The organism is Peribacillus sp. NPDC056705, assembly GCF_043656335.1.
In genome coordinates, this window is sequence record NZ_JBHTYI010000001.1 from 370,905 (window position 1) to 391,571 (window position 20,667).

20 protein-coding genes and 2 riboswitches are annotated in these 20,667 nt (G+C 42.2%); of the genes, 14 read left to right on the forward strand and 6 right to left on the reverse strand.

Features of this window, described 5'->3' with window-relative positions:
* Positions 1-185 precede the first annotated feature (185 nt).
* Entirely contained in the window at positions 186-365 is a 180-nt protein-coding gene (locus tag ACFRAK_RS01725; protein WP_387604082.1) for a hypothetical protein, read from the reverse strand.
* A 118-nt stretch (positions 366-483) separates the two neighbouring features.
* On the opposite strand from ACFRAK_RS01725, the gene ACFRAK_RS01730 reads away from it, so the two are divergent.
* The 7 genes from ACFRAK_RS01730 to ACFRAK_RS01760 all read left to right on the forward strand — a co-directional run bounded on the left by ACFRAK_RS01730 (position 484) and on the right by ACFRAK_RS01760 (position 7,569).
* The gene (locus ACFRAK_RS01730; RefSeq protein ID WP_098371506.1) at positions 484-813 is read left to right on the forward strand and encodes a DUF948 domain-containing protein; all 330 of its coding nucleotides are present in this window, start codon (positions 484-486) and stop codon (positions 811-813) included.
* 40 nt (positions 814-853) lie between these two features.
* Positions 854-952: riboswitch (guanidine-I (ykkC/yxkD leader) on the forward strand.
* A gap of 48 nt (positions 953-1,000) precedes the next feature.
* The gene (gene sugE / locus ACFRAK_RS01735; RefSeq protein ID WP_260286250.1) at positions 1,001-1,321 is read left to right on the forward strand and encodes a quaternary ammonium compound efflux SMR transporter SugE; all 321 of its coding nucleotides are present in this window, start codon (positions 1,001-1,003) and stop codon (positions 1,319-1,321) included.
* Positions 1,322-1,374: 53 nt separating this feature from the next.
* On the forward strand, positions 1,375-1,929 hold the full coding sequence (locus ACFRAK_RS01740) for a YhcN/YlaJ family sporulation lipoprotein (RefSeq protein WP_387704268.1): 555 nt from the start codon (positions 1,375-1,377) through the stop codon (positions 1,927-1,929).
* 160 nt (positions 1,930-2,089) lie between these two features.
* Positions 2,090-3,601 carry a spore germination protein gene (locus ACFRAK_RS01745; RefSeq protein WP_387604077.1) on the forward strand — a complete coding sequence of 504 codons (1,512 nt, stop codon included), beginning with the start codon at positions 2,090-2,092 and terminating at the stop codon, positions 3,599-3,601.
* 23 nt (positions 3,602-3,624) lie between these two features.
* A complete protein-coding gene (locus ACFRAK_RS01750) occupies positions 3,625-4,725 on the forward strand; it encodes a GerAB/ArcD/ProY family transporter (RefSeq protein ID WP_387604075.1) in 1,101 nt (366 codons plus the stop codon).
* Complete coding sequence (locus tag ACFRAK_RS01755; protein WP_387604073.1) at positions 4,722-5,804, forward strand: Ger(x)C family spore germination protein; 1,083 nt, start codon at positions 4,722-4,724, stop codon at positions 5,802-5,804. The genes ACFRAK_RS01750 and ACFRAK_RS01755 overlap by 4 nt, the downstream gene beginning before the upstream one ends.
* An 85-nt stretch (positions 5,805-5,889) precedes the next feature.
* Positions 5,890-7,569, forward strand: a complete 1,680-nt coding sequence (locus ACFRAK_RS01760) for a glycoside hydrolase family 13 protein (protein WP_387604071.1) — start codon at positions 5,890-5,892, stop codon at positions 7,567-7,569.
* Positions 7,570-7,608: 39 nt separating this feature from the next.
* On the opposite strand, the gene ACFRAK_RS01765 is transcribed toward ACFRAK_RS01760, so the two are convergent.
* The gene (locus ACFRAK_RS01765) at positions 7,609-9,060 is read right to left on the reverse strand and encodes an amino acid permease (protein ID WP_394571205.1); all 1,452 of its coding nucleotides are present in this window, start codon (positions 9,058-9,060) and stop codon (positions 7,609-7,611) included.
* 95 nt (positions 9,061-9,155) lie between these two features.
* A riboswitch (Lysine riboswitch) is annotated at positions 9,156-9,341 on the reverse strand.
* Positions 9,342-9,596: 255 nt separating this feature from the next.
* Positions 9,597-10,559 carry a LacI family DNA-binding transcriptional regulator gene (locus ACFRAK_RS01770; protein ID WP_387604067.1) on the reverse strand — a complete coding sequence of 321 codons (963 nt, stop codon included), beginning with the start codon at positions 10,557-10,559 and terminating at the stop codon, positions 9,597-9,599.
* A gap of 667 nt (positions 10,560-11,226) precedes the next feature.
* On the opposite strand from ACFRAK_RS01770, the gene ACFRAK_RS01775 reads away from it, so the two are divergent.
* The 5 genes from ACFRAK_RS01775 to rodA all read left to right on the forward strand — a co-directional run bounded on the left by ACFRAK_RS01775 (position 11,227) and on the right by rodA (position 16,053).
* The gene (locus tag ACFRAK_RS01775) at positions 11,227-12,150 is read left to right on the forward strand and encodes a metal ABC transporter solute-binding protein, Zn/Mn family (RefSeq protein ID WP_387604065.1); all 924 of its coding nucleotides are present in this window, start codon (positions 11,227-11,229) and stop codon (positions 12,148-12,150) included.
* 12 nt (positions 12,151-12,162) lie between these two features.
* Positions 12,163-12,918, forward strand: coding sequence for a metal ABC transporter ATP-binding protein (locus ACFRAK_RS01780; protein ID WP_387604063.1), 756 nt, complete (start codon positions 12,163-12,165; stop codon positions 12,916-12,918).
* Between the two features lie 7 nt (positions 12,919-12,925).
* Positions 12,926-13,852, forward strand: a complete 927-nt coding sequence (locus ACFRAK_RS01785) for a metal ABC transporter permease (RefSeq protein WP_387604061.1) — start codon at positions 12,926-12,928, stop codon at positions 13,850-13,852.
* A complete protein-coding gene (locus ACFRAK_RS01790) occupies positions 13,849-14,730 on the forward strand; it encodes a metal ABC transporter permease (RefSeq protein ID WP_387604059.1) in 882 nt (293 codons plus the stop codon). Before ACFRAK_RS01785 ends, ACFRAK_RS01790 begins: the two co-directional genes overlap by 4 nt.
* 150 nt (positions 14,731-14,880) lie before the next feature.
* The gene (gene rodA / locus ACFRAK_RS01795) at positions 14,881-16,053 is read left to right on the forward strand and encodes a rod shape-determining protein RodA (RefSeq protein ID WP_260285742.1); all 1,173 of its coding nucleotides are present in this window, start codon (positions 14,881-14,883) and stop codon (positions 16,051-16,053) included.
* 82 nt (positions 16,054-16,135) lie between these two features.
* Here the strand turns inward: rodA and ACFRAK_RS01800 are convergent, their stop codons facing one another.
* Positions 16,136-16,471, reverse strand: a complete 336-nt coding sequence (locus ACFRAK_RS01800; protein WP_387604056.1) for a spore coat protein — start codon at positions 16,469-16,471, stop codon at positions 16,136-16,138.
* Between the two features lie 13 nt (positions 16,472-16,484).
* The gene (locus tag ACFRAK_RS01805; RefSeq protein WP_192206987.1) at positions 16,485-16,763 is read right to left on the reverse strand and encodes a hypothetical protein; all 279 of its coding nucleotides are present in this window, start codon (positions 16,761-16,763) and stop codon (positions 16,485-16,487) included.
* A gap of 148 nt (positions 16,764-16,911) precedes the next feature.
* Here ACFRAK_RS01805 and ACFRAK_RS01810 point away from each other — a divergent pair, with 148 nt between their 5' ends.
* Complete coding sequence (locus ACFRAK_RS01810; protein WP_387604054.1) at positions 16,912-17,829, forward strand: proline dehydrogenase family protein; 918 nt, start codon at positions 16,912-16,914, stop codon at positions 17,827-17,829.
* A 48-nt stretch (positions 17,830-17,877) separates the two neighbouring features.
* On the opposite strand, the gene ACFRAK_RS01815 is transcribed toward ACFRAK_RS01810, so the two are convergent.
* Positions 17,878-18,012: a YuzL family protein gene (locus ACFRAK_RS01815; protein ID WP_072273724.1), complete on the reverse strand. Its 135-nt coding sequence runs from the start codon at positions 18,010-18,012 to the stop codon at positions 17,878-17,880.
* A gap of 185 nt (positions 18,013-18,197) precedes the next feature.
* On the opposite strand from ACFRAK_RS01815, the gene ACFRAK_RS01820 reads away from it, so the two are divergent.
* Positions 18,198-20,603 carry a 3-hydroxyacyl-CoA dehydrogenase/enoyl-CoA hydratase family protein gene (locus tag ACFRAK_RS01820; protein WP_387705447.1) on the forward strand — a complete coding sequence of 802 codons (2,406 nt, stop codon included), beginning with the start codon at positions 18,198-18,200 and terminating at the stop codon, positions 20,601-20,603.
* Positions 20,604-20,667: the final 64 nt, after the last annotated feature.

The following is a 20,667-nucleotide window of genomic DNA, read 5'->3' on the forward strand; positions in this document are numbered from 1 at the left end:
TGATAGTATGAATAGAAGCAGTTCTATTTTTCGAATCTCCATGGCAGCTTGATTCGTGCAGGAACGTTCTTCTAAGATCAAGAGAGGAATGTAGTTGCATATCCTTCGTGTTCTCCTGATCTGGATGGGGATGTTAGCGAAGAAATAGATAACTCAACCAGTGTGCGGGAGGTCACTAATATTCTTCAAAGCAGGATCAATACAAGGACTGAGGTTGCCAATGTAAGCCAAAGGGGGCTGAAAACTTCTGGATGAATGATTAAAAAAATGATTCCTGCAATAGTGGCAGCCTGCTGTATGGTCAGATGTCTAATGTAGTGTATTCCAGCTTTAAAACAGGCTTTAAGCAGAGGCATTTGATTCATTTTCATTCCTCCTTTTTCTATCAATAATATGACCAGGCATAAAAGAAAATACATGGGGATTCGTTTTCTGCCCAATTATTACGGGTATAGTAAAGGTAAAATAAAAGGAGGAATCTAGGTGATCATTGTATATATTAGTCTTGCCCTCTTTATCGGCTCGATTATCTATTTAGCGTTTTTTGCTTTTAAAACATTTAAGGATTCCAAACCGACAATTGAAAATGTGACTGAAACCGTTACGCGTATCCAGGCCAAAACGGACCAAATTAAATCGGAGACGGACCAACTCGCCATGACACAGCAAGAAATCACTGAAGATGTTCAATATAAAAAAGAGGCCGTACAATATACGGTTGATGCGGCTAAAGAAATACCTGAACCATTTAAAAATATTTGGTTTTCAATAAAAGGTGACAAGTGGAAGCTAAGAAACAGAAGCGATGCATAAGTGTTTGACCGATTTGAAATGTACATGATATAGTATGGAAATAATGAGTTTCTAGGGTTCCTCGGTTGAATCTTACCGGAATGGTCCAAGAGAAACGCGCAGGAATCTGCGTACACGGAGGGAAAAAAGCCCGGGAGGTTATGAATTATGACCTTTCGGGCTTTTTCTGTAATTGGAGGGAAAAAAGATGGCTTGGCTTCAATTGGTGATTGCCGGATTATTTGAAGTGGTATGGGCGACAAGTTTAAAGTATACTGAGGGTTTTACGAAATTATTGCCTTCTATCATAACGATTGCCGGTATGGTCATTAGTTTTTATTTTTTATCATCGGCGATAAAAACCCTGCCTATGGGAACAGCGTATGCAATTTGGACCGGAATAGGGGCTCTTGGGGCTGTTCTGGTTGGCATTATCGTTTTTAACGAGCCTAAGGATGCGATGCGTTTGGTATTCGTCGGTTTTATTTTGGTTGGGATTATCGGCTTGAAAATCACTTCTTCTGAATAATCCATCCTCTCCTCGTAAATAGTAATGTTAAACGATTTAGAGGAGTGAAGATCATGAATTATAAAGCGTTAGTATCAAGTGTGATGATGGCTTTAGTGATTACAGGTTGTTCAGCTAATAATAAAGAAGGTGCCAGTGAAAATCTTGGCCTGAATCGTACCCATCAAGATAATTTGGATAATCCGATGAATGTAAGCGACACAAGGCAAAACGTTAATGATAACGTTAATGATAACGTTAATGATAATAATGACAACAATGATAATGGCATAAACGATATGAGGGTCTCCGAGGATATCTCAAACCGGGTCGAAGCCTTGAAGGAAGTAAGTAACGCAAGTGTCATCGTTACTGAAAATAATGCCTATGTAGGGGCAGTATTGAAAGACGGCGGGGATAAGGATATCTCAAATGACCTTAAAGATAGGATTGCTGATGCAGTAAGGGGAGCAGATCCATCCGTGGACCAAGTCTATGTGTCGACAAACCCGGACTTTGTTCAAAGGATAAAAGGGTATGCGAATGATATTCAGAATGGAAAACCCGTTGCAGGATTCGCTGATGAGTTCCGTGATCTAGTAACACGCATTTTTCCAAGTCCAAGGTAATTGGTATTCAGTAAAAGAATTAAAACGTAAAGGCTTATCCGGTGGATTCCGGATAGGTCTTTTCCAATTTTAAAGATATCGGTGGATCATGACTAACTTTAAATAGGGTGGTTACAATAATCGAATGAACGAAAAACTTTAAGATGGAAATGGGGGTGGGATGGTGAGGTTTTTTAAGGGCGGGAGGAAAATGGATGCAGCATCCTTTCAGGTTACTTCCAAGGATTTTCAGGAACTCCTTAAAAAGTTTAAAGCATCTAATGATTTTCTTACCTTCCAATTCCCGAATGATGATGGCTACACTATTTCCTACTTCAATTCACTGGTTAGTGTACAACAGCTTCATGAACAAGTATTGGCTGTCATGTCGAATCAACCAAAGAAGGATCTTAAGCAATTAAAAGGTGATATTCCGATTGAAGATATGAAATTGACGGCTGATCTAAAAGACATTCAAAGGTTGGTTTTGGCAGGAACAATCATGGTTCAATACAAGCAAGATGATGAAATGTGTTTGTTGATTCCATGTGTTCATAGTGTGAAAAGGCAAATTTCCACACCAGAGTCGGAGTATACGGTCGTTGGGTCCAAGGAGGCATTTGTTGAATCGCTTGATTCGAATTTGAATCTGATTCGTAACCGGTTGCCCACTCCTGATTTGCAGTCCAAGGAATTAAGGGTCGGCAGCATCTCGCAAACAAGGTTAGCGGTACTCTACATAGATGGGGTAGTAAATCAACAGATCGTTAATACAGTCATACAGAGGATAGATGATATAGATTATGATACGATCGTCGATATTTCGTTTGTAAGCCAGATGATCACGGATAATCGAAATTCGATGTTTCCGCAACTGATTGATACGGAGCGGCCTGATCATCTGGCCAGTGTTTTATCGGAAGGGAAAATCGGAATCATGCTGGACGGATCTCCACATGCATTAGTTGGTCCAAACACCATCATTTCGTTCTTTTCATCATTTGAAGATTATTTTCAAATTTGGAATCTCGGCACCTCATTCCGTTTGATTCGGCTTTTCGCAGTGCTGTTTTCCGTTTTATCTTCACCTCTGTATGTTGCCGTTTTAACCTATCATTATCAAGTGATTCCAACGGATTTGCTGCCAATCTTAATTTCATCCAGGGGAGTGATCCCGTTTCCTCCGATCTTGGAAGCCATCTTGCTGGAAGGGACAATTGAATTGCTGAGGGAAGCAGCGGTCAGGCTGCCTGCTAAAGTTGGTTCCACCATTGGTATTGTTGGCGGTATAGTCATCGGTACAGCCGCTGTGGAAGCTGGATTTGTCAGTAATGTCTTACTGATGCTTGTCGCCTTGGCTGCCTTGGCTTCATTTACGGTGCCGATTTACCAAATCAGTAATACCATCCGCCTTATCCGCTTTCCTTTTCTAATTGCAGCCCAGTTATACGGTTTGTTTGGAATGGCTTTATGCAGTGCATTCATTTTAAGTCATTTATTGAAATTGACTTCGCTTGGCAGCCCTTATTTAGACCCGCTTTACCCATTAAGAATTCATGACTTTAAAGACAGTCTCATTCGTCTCCCTTTTTCAAAGCAGAAAAAACGCCCGCAATTTCTGCGGACGGAAAATCCACTAAGGATAAGGAAGGAGACGGAAGAGCGAAACTCCCATAGTGATATTGATGAATAAGGTGTAGAAAGCGGTGAGAAGGTATGGAAGTCAAACCAAATGAAACTAAACTAATATCTCCATTTTTTGTTTTTTTCCTCATGCCCGGCATGCAGATTGGGGTAGGGATATTGGGGTTTGAACGGGTCATAGCGAAAGAGGCTGGTCAAGACGCATGGTTATCTGTACTCATATCAGGGTTGATCGTAAATGTTCTGCTTTGGATGTGTTTCAAGCTTTTAGGCAGGGGTCCCCAAACCCTTGATTTGGTCGCCATCCACAAGGATTTGTTCGGTAAATGGGTCGGAAGTGCTTTCAATGTTTTATTCATCCTCTACTTTATAATGATTTCCGTCATTCTTATCAGGACTTATTTAGAAGTCATTCAGGTTTGGATGTTCCCTGGTGTCAATATCCTGATGCTAATAACCATCATTCTTATTCTCGTCTATAGTTTTGTGGAGGGAGGGTTCAGGGTCATCACCGGTTTTTGCATAATCGGGCTTATTATCGGATCGCCATTATTCCTTTTGAATTATTTCCCATTGAAGTACGCCCACTTTGAAAATTTGGGTCCTTTTCTTGATCATTCCTTTTTGGAAATCATGAAGGCCTGTAAGAAAATGACCCTGAATTACCTTGGTTTTGAATTACTCCTTATTTATTACCCTTTCATTAAAGACCCCGAAAAATCTCAAAAGTGGGCCCATTTAGGGGCAGTGTTTACTATGGCGATATATTTAGTATCCATCATCGTTTCATTAGCCTACTATCATCAAGATCAACTGAAAGATGTAATATGGGCAACCTTGACGTTATGGAAAATTGTTGACCTTCCATTCATTGAAAGGTTCGAATACATAGGGATTTCCGTTTGGCTGTTCATGGTGCTGCCGAATGTTTGCATAGGGGTTTGGGCAGCGAGCAGGGCAGCAAAAAGAGTATTTGGACTAAGGCAAAGAAAGATGTTGATCTTCATTCTGCTGATCATTTTAGTTTCCTGCACTTTCATGGATAACCGCTATAGAATCGATAAGTTTAACACGATAAGTTCGGAAATTGGTTTTTATATCGTTTATTTGTATCTTCCTCTCTTATTCATATGGCAGTCGATTGTCTATAAAGTCAGGGGGCATAAATCGTGAAAATCCGACTTATCTTGATAATATTGGCAGGTTTCTTGATGACGTCCTGCGGCGTGGAAAAACAAATATTAGAAGATATTTTAATTGCTGAAGTCGTAGGTTATGATGATGCCGAAAGCAAAAAAATCAAAGGTACGGTCGTTGTCAGCGTGCCTCAGCATGGGGAGCAAGCAAATCTAGGTAAAGAAGTATATGAAGCGGTCTCCCATGATATAAAGGCAACCCGCCAGCAGAAAAATGCAAAAACGCCATTCCCGATTGTCGGTGGTAGACTGACGGTCATTCTCTATGGTGAAAAATTGGCAGGAAATGGATTGAATGATTATGTCGATACATATAGGCGTGACCCCATGGTGGGAAGGAACTTGTATTTAGCGATCGTTCATGGCAAAGCGGAGGATGTAGTTAAAATGGAGCCGAAGTTGATTAAAACTCCAGGGGTTCAAGCGAAAGAGCTGATCGAACAGAATATAAAGACTAATTTGCCTAATGTGGATCTTCACAGGTATTTATATGCATGTCATGGTAAAGGAATCGACCCGGTCTTGCCCTTATTGGAAACGGCAGGGGATCAAATACGGGTAAAAGGGATCGCCTTGTTTAAAAAGGATCGTTATATTGGCAAATATATTCCTTATGAGGACGGATTTTTATTTAAAGTCCTTACTGAAAACTTTAAGATGGGGAGTTATGAAATTAAGTGGAAGGAAAATGTTTTTACAGATATCAATAACGTAGAGTCACGTGTCCATTATCATATTTCGGATGCAAATCAAGACCCCAAGGTCAGGATTGAAGTGAAATTAAAAGCGAGTCTGCTGGAGGTCCAAGGCTATGACTTGGGCAAAGCGGTCGACCTGAATAAAATAGAGGCCAGGGCCGAGCATGTCATTGGAAAAAAATTAAATGAGATGGTAACCATGCTTCAGGAGAACAATATCGATCCGATTGCAATCGGTAATCATGCTAAAAGTAAAACAAGAAATTTCAATCAGGAACATTGGGAGAAGGCATATCCTTATATTCCAATCGAGGTAGATCTGGATATTGAAATGATTCAAACGGGAATAGCTGAATAAAAGGAGAATATTCTGAAGTTTTTCCCTTTATAATAGGGGTATTGGTGTAATGATCATATCAATGCGGCCAAAGAGGGGGAAAGACATGGACAAAGCATGGTGGAAAGAGGCAGTTGTGTATCAAGTGTATCCAAGGAGTTTTATGGATAGTGATGGAGATGGGATAGGGGATATAAACGGGATTTTGATGAAACTCGATTATTTACAAGAGCTGGGCGTGAACGTGATATGGCTATCCCCTGTTTATCAATCTCCCAATGATGACAATGGGTACGATATCAGTGATTATAAATCGATCATGACTGAATTCGGGACCATGGCTGATTTCGATAGGTTGTTGAAGGCGGTTCATGAACGTGGAATGAAGATCATGATGGACCTGGTGATCAACCATTCTTCTGATGAACATCCGTGGTTCAAGGAATCCCGATCCTCAAAAGATAATCCGAAGCGAGATTATTATATTTGGAAACCTGGAAAGAATGGAAAAGAACCGAATAATTGGGAGTCCATTTTTAAAGGTTCAGCATGGGGATATGATGAAGGGACCGATGAATATTATTTACATTTATTCAGCAGGAAACAACCGGATTTAAACTGGGAGAATCCTAAGCTCCGTGAAGAGATCTATAGCATCATGACTTGGTGGCTGGATAAGGGTGTCGATGGCTTTCGGATGGATGTCATCAATTTCCTTTCAAAAGATCAAAGCTATTCAGATGGATCCGTTCATCATGGGAAACAGTATGGCGATGGAAGCCCCTTTTTCTTGAACGGCCCGCGCATACATGAGTTTTTGCAGGAAATCAATCAACGGGCACTTTCTGGACATGACGTGATCACGGTTGGGGAGATGCCAGGCGTCACACCGGAGGAGGCGCAATTGTTCACAGGTAAAGATCGTGGTGAGCTACATATGGTCTTTCAATTCGAACATATGGATTTGGGGAGCGGGCCGGCAGGGAAATGGAGTAATGACAAGTGGAAGCTTACCGATTTAAAGCGAATTCTCTCCAAGTGGCAGACTGGTTTGGAGGGGGATGGCTGGAACAGTTTATACTGGAACAACCATGATCAGCCCCGGATTGTCTCAAGGTTTGGTGATGATGGAAAGTATCGGATTGAAAGCGCAAAGATGCTTGCAGCTTGCCTTCATATGCTTCAAGGGACACCCTATATATATCAAGGGGAAGAGCTGGGCATGACCAATGTTGCATTTGAGGGCATCGATGATTACCGGGATATCGAAACATTGAATTCATATGAAGAACTCGTCGATTCGCATGGCTGGTCAAAAGAGAGGATGATGTTAGCCATCCACGCCCGAAGCAGGGATAATGCGAGGACACCGATTCAGTGGAATGACTCCCGGAACGCAGGATTCACGAAAGGGACGCCTTGGATTAAGGTTAATCCCAATTTTCCAGAGATTAATGCAGAAAAAGCCTATAATGATCCGAATTCCATTTTTCATTTTTATAAAAAACTTATCCAATTACGAAAGAAACATGAAATCGTCGTTTATGGCCGTTTTGAACTGCTATGGCCGGATGATGAACGAATATTTGCCTACACGAGATCGTTTGAAGAAGAAAAGCTGCTGGTGCTATGTAACTTTAAAGAAGAGGAGGCCTCCTATACTTTGCCTGAAGAACTGCATGCATATTCAGCCACAAGGCTGATAGGCAATTATGATCAGGAAGAAGAAGGAATCTCCAGCAAACCTCTGCGTCCATATGAATGCCGTGTTTATCATTTGAAATGAAAAAAGGACCTGTTCTCCATAGAACAGGTCCTTTGCGCATTATTTTGATTTAAGGTCACATTCCTTCAGGGGAATGATTTTCGTTTTATGCTTGATTTTATAGCCGAGCCATAGGGCGAAAAATAAAACTAAGCCAATGTAGGAAACAAACATTGAATTCCAGTCGATCCCATTGCTGCTGAAAGCTTGATAGCCTTGTCCGATGATAATGATAAGGCAAAGGACAAGTGCGAATATAGGCCCGAATGGGAAGCCTTTTGCCCGGAATGGTAAAGCATTCATATCAAGGCCTTGAGCTGCGTAAGCTTTGCGGAACCGATAATGGGCAATCGCGATCCCGACCCAGGTGACGAATCCTGCCATGCCTGAAGCGTTCAATAACCAGATATAAACGACGCCGTCACCGAAAAATGAAGCTAAGAATGCAACGCAGCCTACTAAAGAAGTCACGATAAGTGCATTCACGGGTACTCCTCTTTTATCTAACTTGCCTAGGAATTTCGGTGCTTTCCCATCACGTGCCAAGTCCCATAGCATACGGGTTGAAGCGTACATGCCAGAGTTACCGGCAGAGAGTACGGATGATAGAATGATCGCGTTCATGATGGATGCAGCAAATGCAAGGCCTGCCCGTTCGAATACAAGCGTGAATGGACTTACGGCAACATCTTCACTCAATAATCGTGAATCGGTAAACGGAATGATCATGCCAATTACAAAAATGGCAAGGATATAGAATAAGATGATGCGCCAGAAAACGGATCTGATCGCTTTTGGGATATTTTTTTCTGGATCCTCACTTTCACCAGCAGTCACTCCAAGCAATTCCGTTCCTTGGAATGAAAAGCCGGCAGCCATAAATACGCCCAGGATCGTAAAGAACCCACCGATAAAGGGACCTTCACCCATTGTGAAATTTGAAAATCCAATTGGGTCTTTCCCACCCATGATCCCGAGAATGATCAGGACACCCGTGATCAAGAAAATGACGACTGTCACGACTTTGATCATGGCAAACCAGAATTCTGCCTCCCCGAAACCTTTTACTGACATATAATTGATAAGAAACATAGTGATTAATGCAATGGCACTCCAGATAATTGAAGGGCTATCCGGGAACCAGAACTTCATAATTAAGACAACGGCTGCCAATTCAGCGGCAATGGTGATTGCCCAGTTATACCAGTAGTTCCAACCAATCGCAAAACCGAAAGACGGATCGACGAATTTGGATGCATAGACACGGAATGAACCGGCCACTGGCATGAACGCTGCCATTTCTGCAAGACTTGTCATTAAGTAATAAACCATGATGCCGATGACTGCGTATGCCACCAAGGCACCGCCGGGACCGGCTGAATGAATGGCACCGCCACTTGCTAAAAATAAACCTGTTCCAATCGTTCCACCTAATGAAATCATCATTAAATGACGCGCTTTCAGGCTCCTTTTCAGTTCAGTAGGGCTTGATGCTGATTGTGAATTTGACAATTGATGTTACACTCCTTTTTATTGGAAGGGAACGAAAAATAAAAAACAGCAGTCGAAAAAGATCGACGGCTGTTTATAATAAACCCGTTTATCCTTCCGAAGATAGCTCCCCACGCTTTTTTGAAAAAGCGTGACAGTGGTGTTCCTGTTCGGTAACACCGCCAGCAAGAATATACATGGAATATACCCTTACTTCGGCAATTTATCCTTTCAAACGGAGTCTTGAATTTTCCAGAATCTCGTCCGTTTTACTTTTATAAGCTGCAGCCTCTAACTCATCGGTAAATGAGGAAGTATTCAATTTTCTAAAATCGTTGCGCCAGCTTGTAAGTGACGTCAGACGATAGTTCTCATGAAATTCATGCAATCGCTAATAGATTGCTAGTAATTGAGTAAACTTTACTATATCAAAATTATAAAATAATCTCATGAATATCGCAATGATTATTTTATGTGGTTATTTTTTCCTAGTTAATGAATGATGGCGGCAAGGAAGAATTCAAATGGCGATATACCAAAATAAAGCATGGAGATCATTAAACGGTCCTTCTTTTTATAAGGGCGTAGTCCAGTTTTACATGTTTGACCAGCTCAGGATTCTCAAATAGGTCCACCGCCATTTTCCCAATCCATTCCAACGGCAGGGAAATGGTCGTGATGTCGAGCATTTCACCCAGGCTATCATTATTGAAACCGAGAATGGCCACATCCTCCGGGACCCTTATACCTGATTTCTTAGCGGTAAGAATGAAGCCAGCCGCCGTGTCATCATTCGTGATGATGATGGCTTCAGGTTTATCCATCATCGAATTCCATTCCTGAAACAATTGTTCACCGTCTTTGATGTGATAACTGCCTTCAAACAGCCATTCCTTATTGTTTATCAGTTGATGTTTACTCATGATATCGGTAAAGGCCTTTGTACGATGGGAACTATTTCTGCTCTTTTTACGGCCGAGGCTGTATCCGATTTTCTTATATCCTTTAGCAATCACGTACTCAAGGGCACAGGAGAAAGCTGCATAATGATCAATGCTGATGGATGAGAATTCAGCCTGGGCCGTATCTTCACATAAAATGATCGGTCCGTATTTTTGATATTCCAAAAGGATTTTCATTTCCGAAATCCTTGAACAAACGATAATGCCATCGAGCTGCTTCATTTGCAGCATATTAAAAGCCTCGATTTCCTTCTCTCTGTCATAATTTGTTTGAAAGATGACGATATGACAGCCAATTGCATTAGCCTGTTTAGTGATTCCGTTAACGATTGCCCCGTAATATGGGTGATTGTTGAAGGGGATGATGATGCCGATAAGATTGGTTTTACCTTTTGAAAGATGAATGGCATTTATGTTTCTCGTATAATTCAAACGATCGATGGCCTCCAAGACGCTCTTTCTTTTATCTGGGCTTACATATGGATGATCATTCAATACACGGGACACTGTTGAGACAGATACACCGGCACATTGAGCTATTTCTTTAATATTTGTCATGGTATCACCGTTTTTTCTTTTTTTATATTGTACAGTATGAAACCCATTTCAGGGCAAGAGAACAGTGTGGGGCTGCTGAAGATTTCTTCAAATAAGGTCTTGTTCTGGTATGGGTTTCATCCTTTAAGATTGTTTTAAGTCTTAGAGGAGGAGGAGACCATGATGTTTCAAACCCTAATCACCCTTTTTGTGCTTTGCGGAATTGAATTGGGATTTGCGTACTTGGCAATTTCCTTGAAAAAATGAGTGGCAATGCACATGGAATGCGTAAAATCCCGCGTTTACTCGTGAATTTTGGCACTTTACTCGTAAAATCAGCGCTATTACCCGTGAATTTCACAATGTTCGAAATAGCCCCCATAGTTTATATTCACCATTAGAACCCCACAATATAAATATAACTTCAGAGTTCGTTTCATGTACGGCATGACCGACTGTCAGGAAGCTCCCCAGTGGAGCTTCCTGACAGTTTTTTACGTGTGCGAAATTCATTGTCCTTTTTGAAATGTTTGAAAAAATAGTTGCACTTTTTTTGTATATTTGTGTATAGTATGAAATAAGTTGTATAGAGGAAACTTTTTAGCATTTACGACAATGTAAAAATTTTTACACTTATTTTTGCGCATGGCAAACTATTTTAGAAAGAGGAAAAAGGGAGGGAGTATGGATGGGCTTTCTGAAATCCATTTGGAGCGTGATTGCTGCATTGCTGATTTTAACGGGGTGTGGCAATGATACGGTTGAAAGTGATAAAGGCAATGGTAAGCTGAATATCGTTGCAACAACGGGAATGATTGGAGATTTGGTTGAGAATATCGGCGGTAAACATGTCGAGGTCACAAGTTTAATGGGTCCGGGAGTCGACCCCCATCTATATAAAGCGACACAGGGTGATGTTAAGACACTGGATTCGGCTGATATGATTTTTTATAACGGTGTGCATCTTGAAGGGAAAATGACGGGTATATTTGAAATGATGAGCAAGGATAAACCGACGATTGCCGTAACGGAGGCCTTCAAGGAGAACCAACTTCGCAAAGTGAGTGCATCGGAACATGATCCCCACGTATGGTTTGATGTAAAGCTTTGGATCGTTGCGGCGGAGGCAGTGGAGAAAGAATTGATTGCCAATGATCCGGACCATGAAGCAGAGTTTCGCGAAAATTATGAAGAGTACGCTCTGCAATTGGAGGAACTTGATAAATATGTTCAATACGAAATTAATAAAATACCAAAAGATCAGCGGGTGCTCGTTACAGCACATGATGCTTTTGGATACTACGGTCAGTCATACGGCCTGGACGTAAGAGGGCTCCAAGGGATCAATACATTATCGGAATATGGATCAAAAGATGTGACGGATATGCGGAACTATCTTGTGAAGAACAAAATTAAAGCGATTTTCATTGAGTCAAGCGTACCAAGGAAGGCCATCGAGGCTGTCATTCAAGGCGCAGGTAAGCAGGGTCACAACGTGGAAATCGGCGGTGAATTGTTCTCGGATGCCATGGGTGAAAAAGGGACGGAAGAAGGAACGTATATCGGAATGGTCCGTCATAATACCGATACAATCGTCCGTGCTTTGAAATAAGGGGGAGAAACTATGAATCTAGCAGCTTTGAAGGTCGAGAGTTTAACGATTGCTTATCACAAGAAGCCTGTTATCGAAGATGTCTCATTTGAGGTGCCGGAAGGGAATTTAATCGGGATCATTGGCCCCAATGGAGCAGGGAAGTCGACATTGATAAAGGGGATACTCGAATTGATCCCCAAAATATCAGGGCAAATAACAATAAGGGGTTCTACTTATAAATCGATGAGGAAGAGTATCGGCTATGTACCACAACGGGAGTCAGTGGATTGGGATTTTCCGACCAACGCACTCGATGTCGTGATGATGGGCAGATATGGTCATCTCGGATGGTTGAAGCGACCAGGTAAGTCCGAAAGGCAGAAGGGGATGGAGTGCCTGGAAAAGGTAGGGATGTCTGAATATGCTAACCGCCAGATCAGCCAGCTATCAGGTGGACAGCAGCAACGGATATTCCTGGCCCGTGCATTGGCACAGGAAGCGGATATTTATTTTATGGATGAACCGTTCGTAGGGGTGGATGCCGCAACTGAGAAAGCAATCATACAATTGCTGATGGAATTGAAGGAAAAAGGCAAAACCGTTCTAGTTGTGCACCATGATCTATCGACCGTGAAGGAATATTTCGACTGGACGATGTTATTGAATAAAAAGGTGATGAAAATAGGTCCGACGGAGGAAGTATTCATTCCAGAACACTTACAGGCAACATATGGAGGCCGTTTAGCGATACTATCAGACACGAAATCCGGCCTTTTATTAAAATGAGGTGTACATGATGAACATGCTGGATATTATTACTGATCCAAATACAAGCTGGATATTGCTTGGCACGATGTTCCTCGGATTAAGCAGCGGGGTCATCGGCAGTTTTGCCTACCTCAGAAAGCAGTCTTTGCTTGGCGATACGCTCGCACATGCAGCGTTACCCGGTATCTGTGTCGCCTTCATTTTAACTGGAGTGAAATCCACTTCTTATTTTCTAATAGGTGCGGCCCTGGCTGGCTTAGTTGCTGTCTTCTTGATCAGTGTGCTTACGAGATACAGTAAGATCAAGCAGGATGCGGCCTTGGGAATTGTCTTATCTTCCTTCTTTGGCTTCGGAATTATCATGCTTACACAGATTCAGCAGAGTGAGTATGGAAACCAAAGTGGATTGGATACCTTTTTATTCGGGCAGACGGCGTCAATGGTCATGTCCGATGTATATATGATGATGACTGTTTCCTTTATTCTCATTTTCACTTGTACCGTATTTTTTAAAGAATTCAAATTACTGTCTTTCGACCCTGGGTTTGCTAAGGGGATGGGATTGCCGGTTGTTTTTCTGGATTATTTCATCATGATGCTGATCGTGGCAGCTGTGGTGATCGGTATCCAGGCTGTAGGTGTCGTATTGATGGCATCTTTACTGATCACGCCTGCGGTTTCTGCGAGGTATTGGACTGAGCGGCTTCATATCATGGTCATCCTGTCTGGCATATTCGGAATGTTGAGCGGGGTGTCTGGAACGTTGATCAGTACATCGGTCAATGATTTGCCAACAGGACCGTTAATTGTCTTATCCGCGACAGTATGGTTTTTCTTTTCCTTGCTTTTTGCACCTAAACGAGGAGTGCTTTCATCTATATGGAGAAGGGGATCGACGAAAAAGAAATATTCTCTCGAACAGAATAGAAGGAAAGGGAGCCACTCATCATGAATGATTTTTGGATTATTTTAGTCGGGGCATTGGTGGCGGGTGCTTGCAGTGTATTGGGATGTTTTTTGATAGTCAGGAAAATGACGTTGATTGGGGATGCCATCAGTCATTCCATTTTGCCTGGAATCGTATTGGCATTTTTAATAACCGGGACTCGTGACTCTGTTCCGATGCTGATAGGGGCAGCTGCGCTCGGCTTGCTCACCGTATTCTTGATCCAGCTTTTCCAATCGTCGGGCGTTCAATCTGACGCAGCGATCGGGATTGTATTCACTTCCCTTTTTGCAACGGGGATCGTACTCGTGAGCTTGTATACGCAACAAATAGATTTTGACCTGGAACATGTCCTTTATGGCGAAATAGCCTATACTCCCTGGAACACGATGACAATCGCGGGAATCGAAGCTGGACCAAAAGCTGTTTGGATTGTCGGCAGTTGCTTTATCCTGAACCTCATACTGATCTTCCTTTTCTTCAAACAGTTTAAACTCGTGTCATTTGATCCATTACTTGCGGCTGCAATGGGAATTCCTGTACTGTTCTTTCATTACTTATTGATGAGCCTCATTTCACTGACAACTGTAGCTTCTTTTGATAGCGTAGGTTCCATTTTAGTAGTTGGAATGCTCATCATACCCGCGGCGACGGCTTATCTGCTGTCAGACCGTTTAAGCCGTATGATATGGATCAGTATCGGGGTCGGGGTGCTAAGTTCCGTCATCGGCTACTTTTCAGCCACCATTTTGGATGCCTCGATCTCAGGTTGCATGGTGGGATCGGCCGCCATATTATTCGGATTGGCCTTTTTCTTTTCCCCAAGCCATGGATTGATCAGCAGATTGCTGAAACGAAGAAAATCAAAGGAATCACATGCATAGTTCCCCCTGTCCCCTACGGGCTTCATGGAAATAACTCCAAGAAGCCTTTAAACAATTCTTCGATATAGTTGTGATTTTATTTGTTTAAAGTATAATGAATAAGTGTATTTATAGATGTATCGCAGGAGCCTTTTTAAGGGAGAGTTAAGTATGGAAGAACAAAATAAATTTTCATCTCGAATAGATTTTTCTTTGGTCACAATATTGCTGTTATTATGCGTTGGAAGTTGCTTAGCAATCTATAGTGCCCAAACGACTGGACAGTACGCTGAAAACTTCTTAATTAAACAAATTTTTTGGTATATAGTGGGGGTTGGAATCGTATTAGGGTTCATCACACTGGATTCGGACCAACTGAAAAAAATTTCTTGGTACGCCTATGGATTCGGATTGTTTTTGCTATTTTTGCTGATCATTATGCCAGATAGTATCGTACCTAATATAAATGGTGCAAGAAGCTGGTTCAAAATTCCGGGTGTCGGTTCGATTCAGCCATCGGAATTCATGAAGGTTTTCCTGATTTTGGCTCTAGCCAATGTCATATCGAACCACCATCTCAAAAACACGCTGAAAACGATCCAAACGGATATCTGGCTGCTTATTAAAATCGGTCTTGTGACCGGTGCCCCCTTAATGTTAATCATGCAACAGCCGGATTTGGGTACCGCGCTTGTCATCCTGTCCATCATGCTCGGAATGATTTTCATTTCAGGGGTAACATGGAAGATCCTGCTGCCGATCGTTTCGGGAGGAATTGTCGTCGCTTCAACGGTCCTGTATTTTGTACTTTGGAAGCCGGAGATCCTGGAAAAATATCTAGGGGTAAAATCGTATCAATTCGGCCGTATCTATTCTTGGCTGGATCCATATAATTATGCCAGCTCCGAAGGGTATCACTTAACCAGATCATTACTGGCCATCGGCTCCGGCCAGACCACAGGTAAGGGAATCGGTTCGAGGGAAGTGTATTTGCCTGAGAGCCATTCGGATTTCATTTTCAGCATCATCGGTGAAGAATTCGGCTTCATCGGATCAAGCATCATTATTTCCTTGTTTTTCCTTCTGATTTATCATATTACAAAAACGGGAATGGACACGAAAAATAACTTCTATACATATATCTGTGTTGGTGTTATAAGCATGTTGACGTTCCACGTCTTTCAAAATATCGGCATGACGGTAGGGCTTTTGCCGATTACGGGGATTCCGCTTCCATTCATCAGTTATGGAGGAAGCTCGCTAATGGGGAACATGATGGCCATGGGCTTAATATTCAGCATTCGGTATCACTATAAGAAGTATATGTTTTCAACGGATATCTAAAAATAAAGCCGGCCCCCCATGGGCCGGCTTTACTTGTAGCACAAAAACAAAAGGAGCAGAATTCACCCCCCTCAATGTTCGCTTATTGAATGTTCATTCCAGATGGAAATTGATTTTTATAACCGGAAAATTGTTGATACGATTGGTTTAAGCTTGTTGCTTGCGCCTTTTCTAAACTATACCAGCCTTTTTCGAACATAATGTTATAGAGTTCTCGCTGCATTTCCTGGTTTTCTTTGGAAACGGAGAAAATGTCTTGGAATAATGATTGGTTACTCATCTCATGCAGGGCAACGGAAAGGGAGTTGCAAAAGTACTTTTCAGTTGTGAGCATATCATTTATAAAATCCCTGTCATTCATTTGCGGTGTCTTTGCCACGGGAGATTCAGGATTTTGGACTTTGTTTTCATTGGGCATCAGGAACACTCCTTTACTGGTATTGTTGTTGAACCTGGTTTTGGTCCGGGTTCAAATGTTTCAAAATGGTATCGTAATGGCGCTGATGCATGAGTCCGCACCGATTTAACGCATCAATGATTTGCGGGTCCTTGCACTGTGTGGCAAAAAAATGTGCTTTTTTAACCGCATTAAGATTCCAGGCAAGCATATCGGTTAAGTATAGGCTATCTTTCACCGAAACCATTTCCGGCGGCTGTTTCATAAAGCCGGTGGATTGCTGTTGGCTATTAAACGAATTTTGCTGTTCCATCATTCTACCTCCTTACGTGTTCTTTAAACGAGCTTAATTTTCCCTTCATGATTTTTTTTATTCTTGATTCTAAATATCTGAAAAATGAATTAAATGGTAAAGTAATCTTGTGCATCTATTTTCCAAAATGATTTGGAGGGAAATGCAGATGGAAAGAATTTTGAAAAATCTATTCCTTTTTTTATCCAAGAATAAAGGCATGACAAAGGCAGCGAAAAAATACGGGCTGCGGTTTGGGGCATCTCGTTTCGTGGCAGGGGAATCCTTGGATATGGCATGTGAAGTGATTGCAGATCTTAACCGGAAAGGGCTTGCTGTCACCATCGATTATTTAGGTGAATTCATTGAGGATGAACAAGAAGCAAGGAAGATGGCAGATGAGTGCATCGAAGCGATCCGCATGATCGGCACAAATGAACTGGATTCACAGTTATCACTGAAGCTGACCTCGATGGGCCTGGATGTATCCGAACGAGTAGTAATGAATAACATGCGGAGGATATTAGATGAAGCTAAAGCCCATCGTGTTTTCGTGACGCTTGATATGGAAGATTTTCCGCGCTGTCAGCCGACTTTGGATGTATTCAAAAACCTTAAGTCTGAATATAATGAATTGGGGACTGTCATCCAAGCATATCTGTATCGGACTGAGAAGGATATCGAGGAATTGGATGCATACCAGCCGAATCTAAGACTGGTTAAAGGAGCTTATAAAGAACCGAGGGAAGTGGCCTTTCCCGAGAAAAAAGATGTGGATGAGAATTTCAAGAAAATCATCAAGAAGCATATGCAAAATGGCCATTACACAGCCGTTGCCACACATGATGATAAAATCATTGATTATACGAGGGACTTGGTCAAAGATCAGGGAATTCCCCTGGATCGTTTTGAATTTCAAATGTTATATGGCATCCGCACTGAAAAGCAGCTTGAACTTGCTAAAGAAGGATATAAGGTAAGGGTGTATGTTCCATATGGGACGGATTGGTATGGATATTTCATGCGCCGCCTTGCGGAGAGACCGGCCAATATTGCTTTCGTTTTAAAAGGCCTATTCAAGAAATAGATGCGAGAGCCGCCCCGGAAAAGAGACGGCTGCTCAAATTAAGAAGGATTATCTTTTGAACTGATTGTTCTGGCTGTTCACTTTATTGATTCCATGTTGACGTTCGGCGCCAGGTCCGGCATTGCCTTTAACGCTTGCTGCGCTCACGGCTGCTTTAGAAGGATTATCTTTACGCTTCATTATATAAGTCACCTCCTGCCTGGTTATTTTTAGCTGAATGGAGGAGAAATAACCTAAAGAACCCGGAGAAAAAAATATTTTTTTCCTGTTTAATCATTGCGGAATTTCCAAATATATTCTATATTAGTAATAAGAAAAAATATTCAAATTTTTTTGAATTAAAAATGAATGAGCATTCATTCAATAAAATGCGTAAGGGGGATATAAACTTGGTTCGACAAATACGAAAGGCTGCTGTTCTAGGGTCAGGAGTTATGGGATCAGGGATTGCTGCACACCTTGCTAACATCGGCATTCCGACTTTACTATTGGATATTGTACCTCGTGACCTCACTGAGGATGAAAAGAAAAAGGGACTGACATTAGATAATAAACAAGTACGTAACCGCATCAGCCAAACTGCGATTACGAAACTTTTAAAACAGAAACCAGCTCCGCTTTCGGTTAAGGGGAACATTGCGTTGATCGAGGCGGGAAACCTGGAAGATGATATAAGTCGTTTAAAGGATGTCGATTGGATCATCGAAGTGGTCGTTGAGAAGCTTGAGGTTAAGCAAAGTGTGTTTGCCCAGGTTGATCAGCATCGTAAACCGGGAAGCATCGTTTCATCGAATACATCCGGAATTTCAATCGAAGCGATGGCAGAAGGCCGTTCGGAGGATTTTCAAAAGCACTTCCTGGGAACCCACTTCTTCAATCCGCCGCGTTATCTTAAATTGTTGGAGATCATCCCTACTAAAGCAACTTCACCAGAAGTGCTCGGATTCATGAAACGATTCGGCGAAGATGTACTGGGAAAAGGTGTCGTCGAAGCCAAGGATACCCCTAACTTCATCGCAAACCGCATTGGAACTTATGGATTATTGGTCACTTTGCGTGAAATGCAAAAAGGCGGATACAGTGTTGGTGAGGTCGATTCGGTTACAGGTCCGTTGATTGGGAGGGCTACTAGCGCTACTTTCCGGACACTTGATGTAGTTGGATTGGATACCTTTGCACATGTTGCCAGAAACGTATATGACCAGGTTGATGGAGAAGAAAAAGAGGTTTTCAAAATACCTGATTTCATGAATGAAATGCTTAAAAATGGGTGGCTTGGAAGCAAGTCAGGCCAAGGTTTTTTCTTGAAAAAAGGCAAGGAAATCCTTGAACTGAATCCCGAAACCCTTGAATATGCTGCACGAAAACGATTAAAAACCTCTTCCATCGAAATGGCTAAGCAGGCCAAGGGCTTGGAAAATAAAATGAAATCGCTTGTTTATAGCGAAGACCGTGCCGGCCAATTACTTTGGAATGTTCTGAATCCGGCACTTGTGTATTCTGCCCAGCTGCTTGGGGACATCGCGGATGACATTGTGGCGATCGATCAAGCGATGAAATGGGGCTTCGGATGGTCCACAGGTCCCTTTGAAACCTGGGATGCGATAGGGATAGAAAAATCGGTAGCCCGAATGGAAGCGGAAGGCATCGCCGTTCCGCAATGGGTGAAGGATATGCTCGCTAAAGGCTTCACTTCTTTCTATAAAGAAGAAAATGGCATTGTTCACTATTATGATGATGGTGAATATAAAGAACTTGTCGAAAATCCTAAAGTGATCAATCTTAAAGCGATCAAGAAGCAAAAAGGCGTAATCAAGAAAAACAGTGGTGCAAGCCTGATGGATATTGGCGATGGTGTGGCTCTTCTTGAATTCACTTCACCGAATAATGCAATCGGTCTGGATATCATACAAATGATCAATGCGGCGGTCGACGAAGCGGAAGCGAATTTTAAAGGCCTGGTCATCGGAAACCAAGGAAAGAATTTCTGTGTAGGCGCCAATATTGCAATGATGCTGATGGAAGCGCAGGATGACAATATTCTTGAACTCGATATGGTCATCAGCCAATTCCAAAAGGCGATGCTAAAAATTAAGTACAGTGCAGTTCCCGTAGTGGTTGCCCCGTTTAATATGACACTTGGCGGGGGTGCAGAAGTGTCACTTCCGGCAGCGCGCATCCAGGCAACGACTGAAACATATATGGGATTAGTGGAAGCTGGCGTAGGGTTGATCCCAGGCGGCGGCGGGACTAAAGAACTTTATGTGAAGACGTTGAAGAATATGCCGAAGGGCGTTGACTTCGACTTACAGAAAGTGGCCAACCAAGTATTTGAAGCGGTCGCCATGGCAAAAGTTTCGACATCAGCCGAGGAAGCGAGAGAGAATAATTTCCTTAATATAGCTGATGGAATAAGCGTGAATGCGGATCATCAGCTATATGATGCGAAACAGGCGGTACTTTCCATGCATGAACAAGGTTATACCGCTCCAGCCCGCACAAAGATTCCTGTCGTAGGTGAAACTGGATATGCCACACTCCTATTAGGGGCGGAATCCATGCGCCTTTCAGGATTCTTATCAGATCATGACCTTGTCATAGCCAAAGAGCTTGCATACGTCCTGGCAGGAGGAAAACTCCCATTTGGCACGGAAGTAGATGAACAGTATATCTTGAACCTAGAAAAGCAGGCATTCCTAAAACTGATTTCGACTCCGAAATCCCAGGCAAGGATGCAGCACATGCTTGTTAAAGGTAAACCGCTCCGTAATTGATGAATAGATGATATGGCAAAAAACGAAGATTAATAGATCGATAGCTTAAAAATGAGTAAGGGGG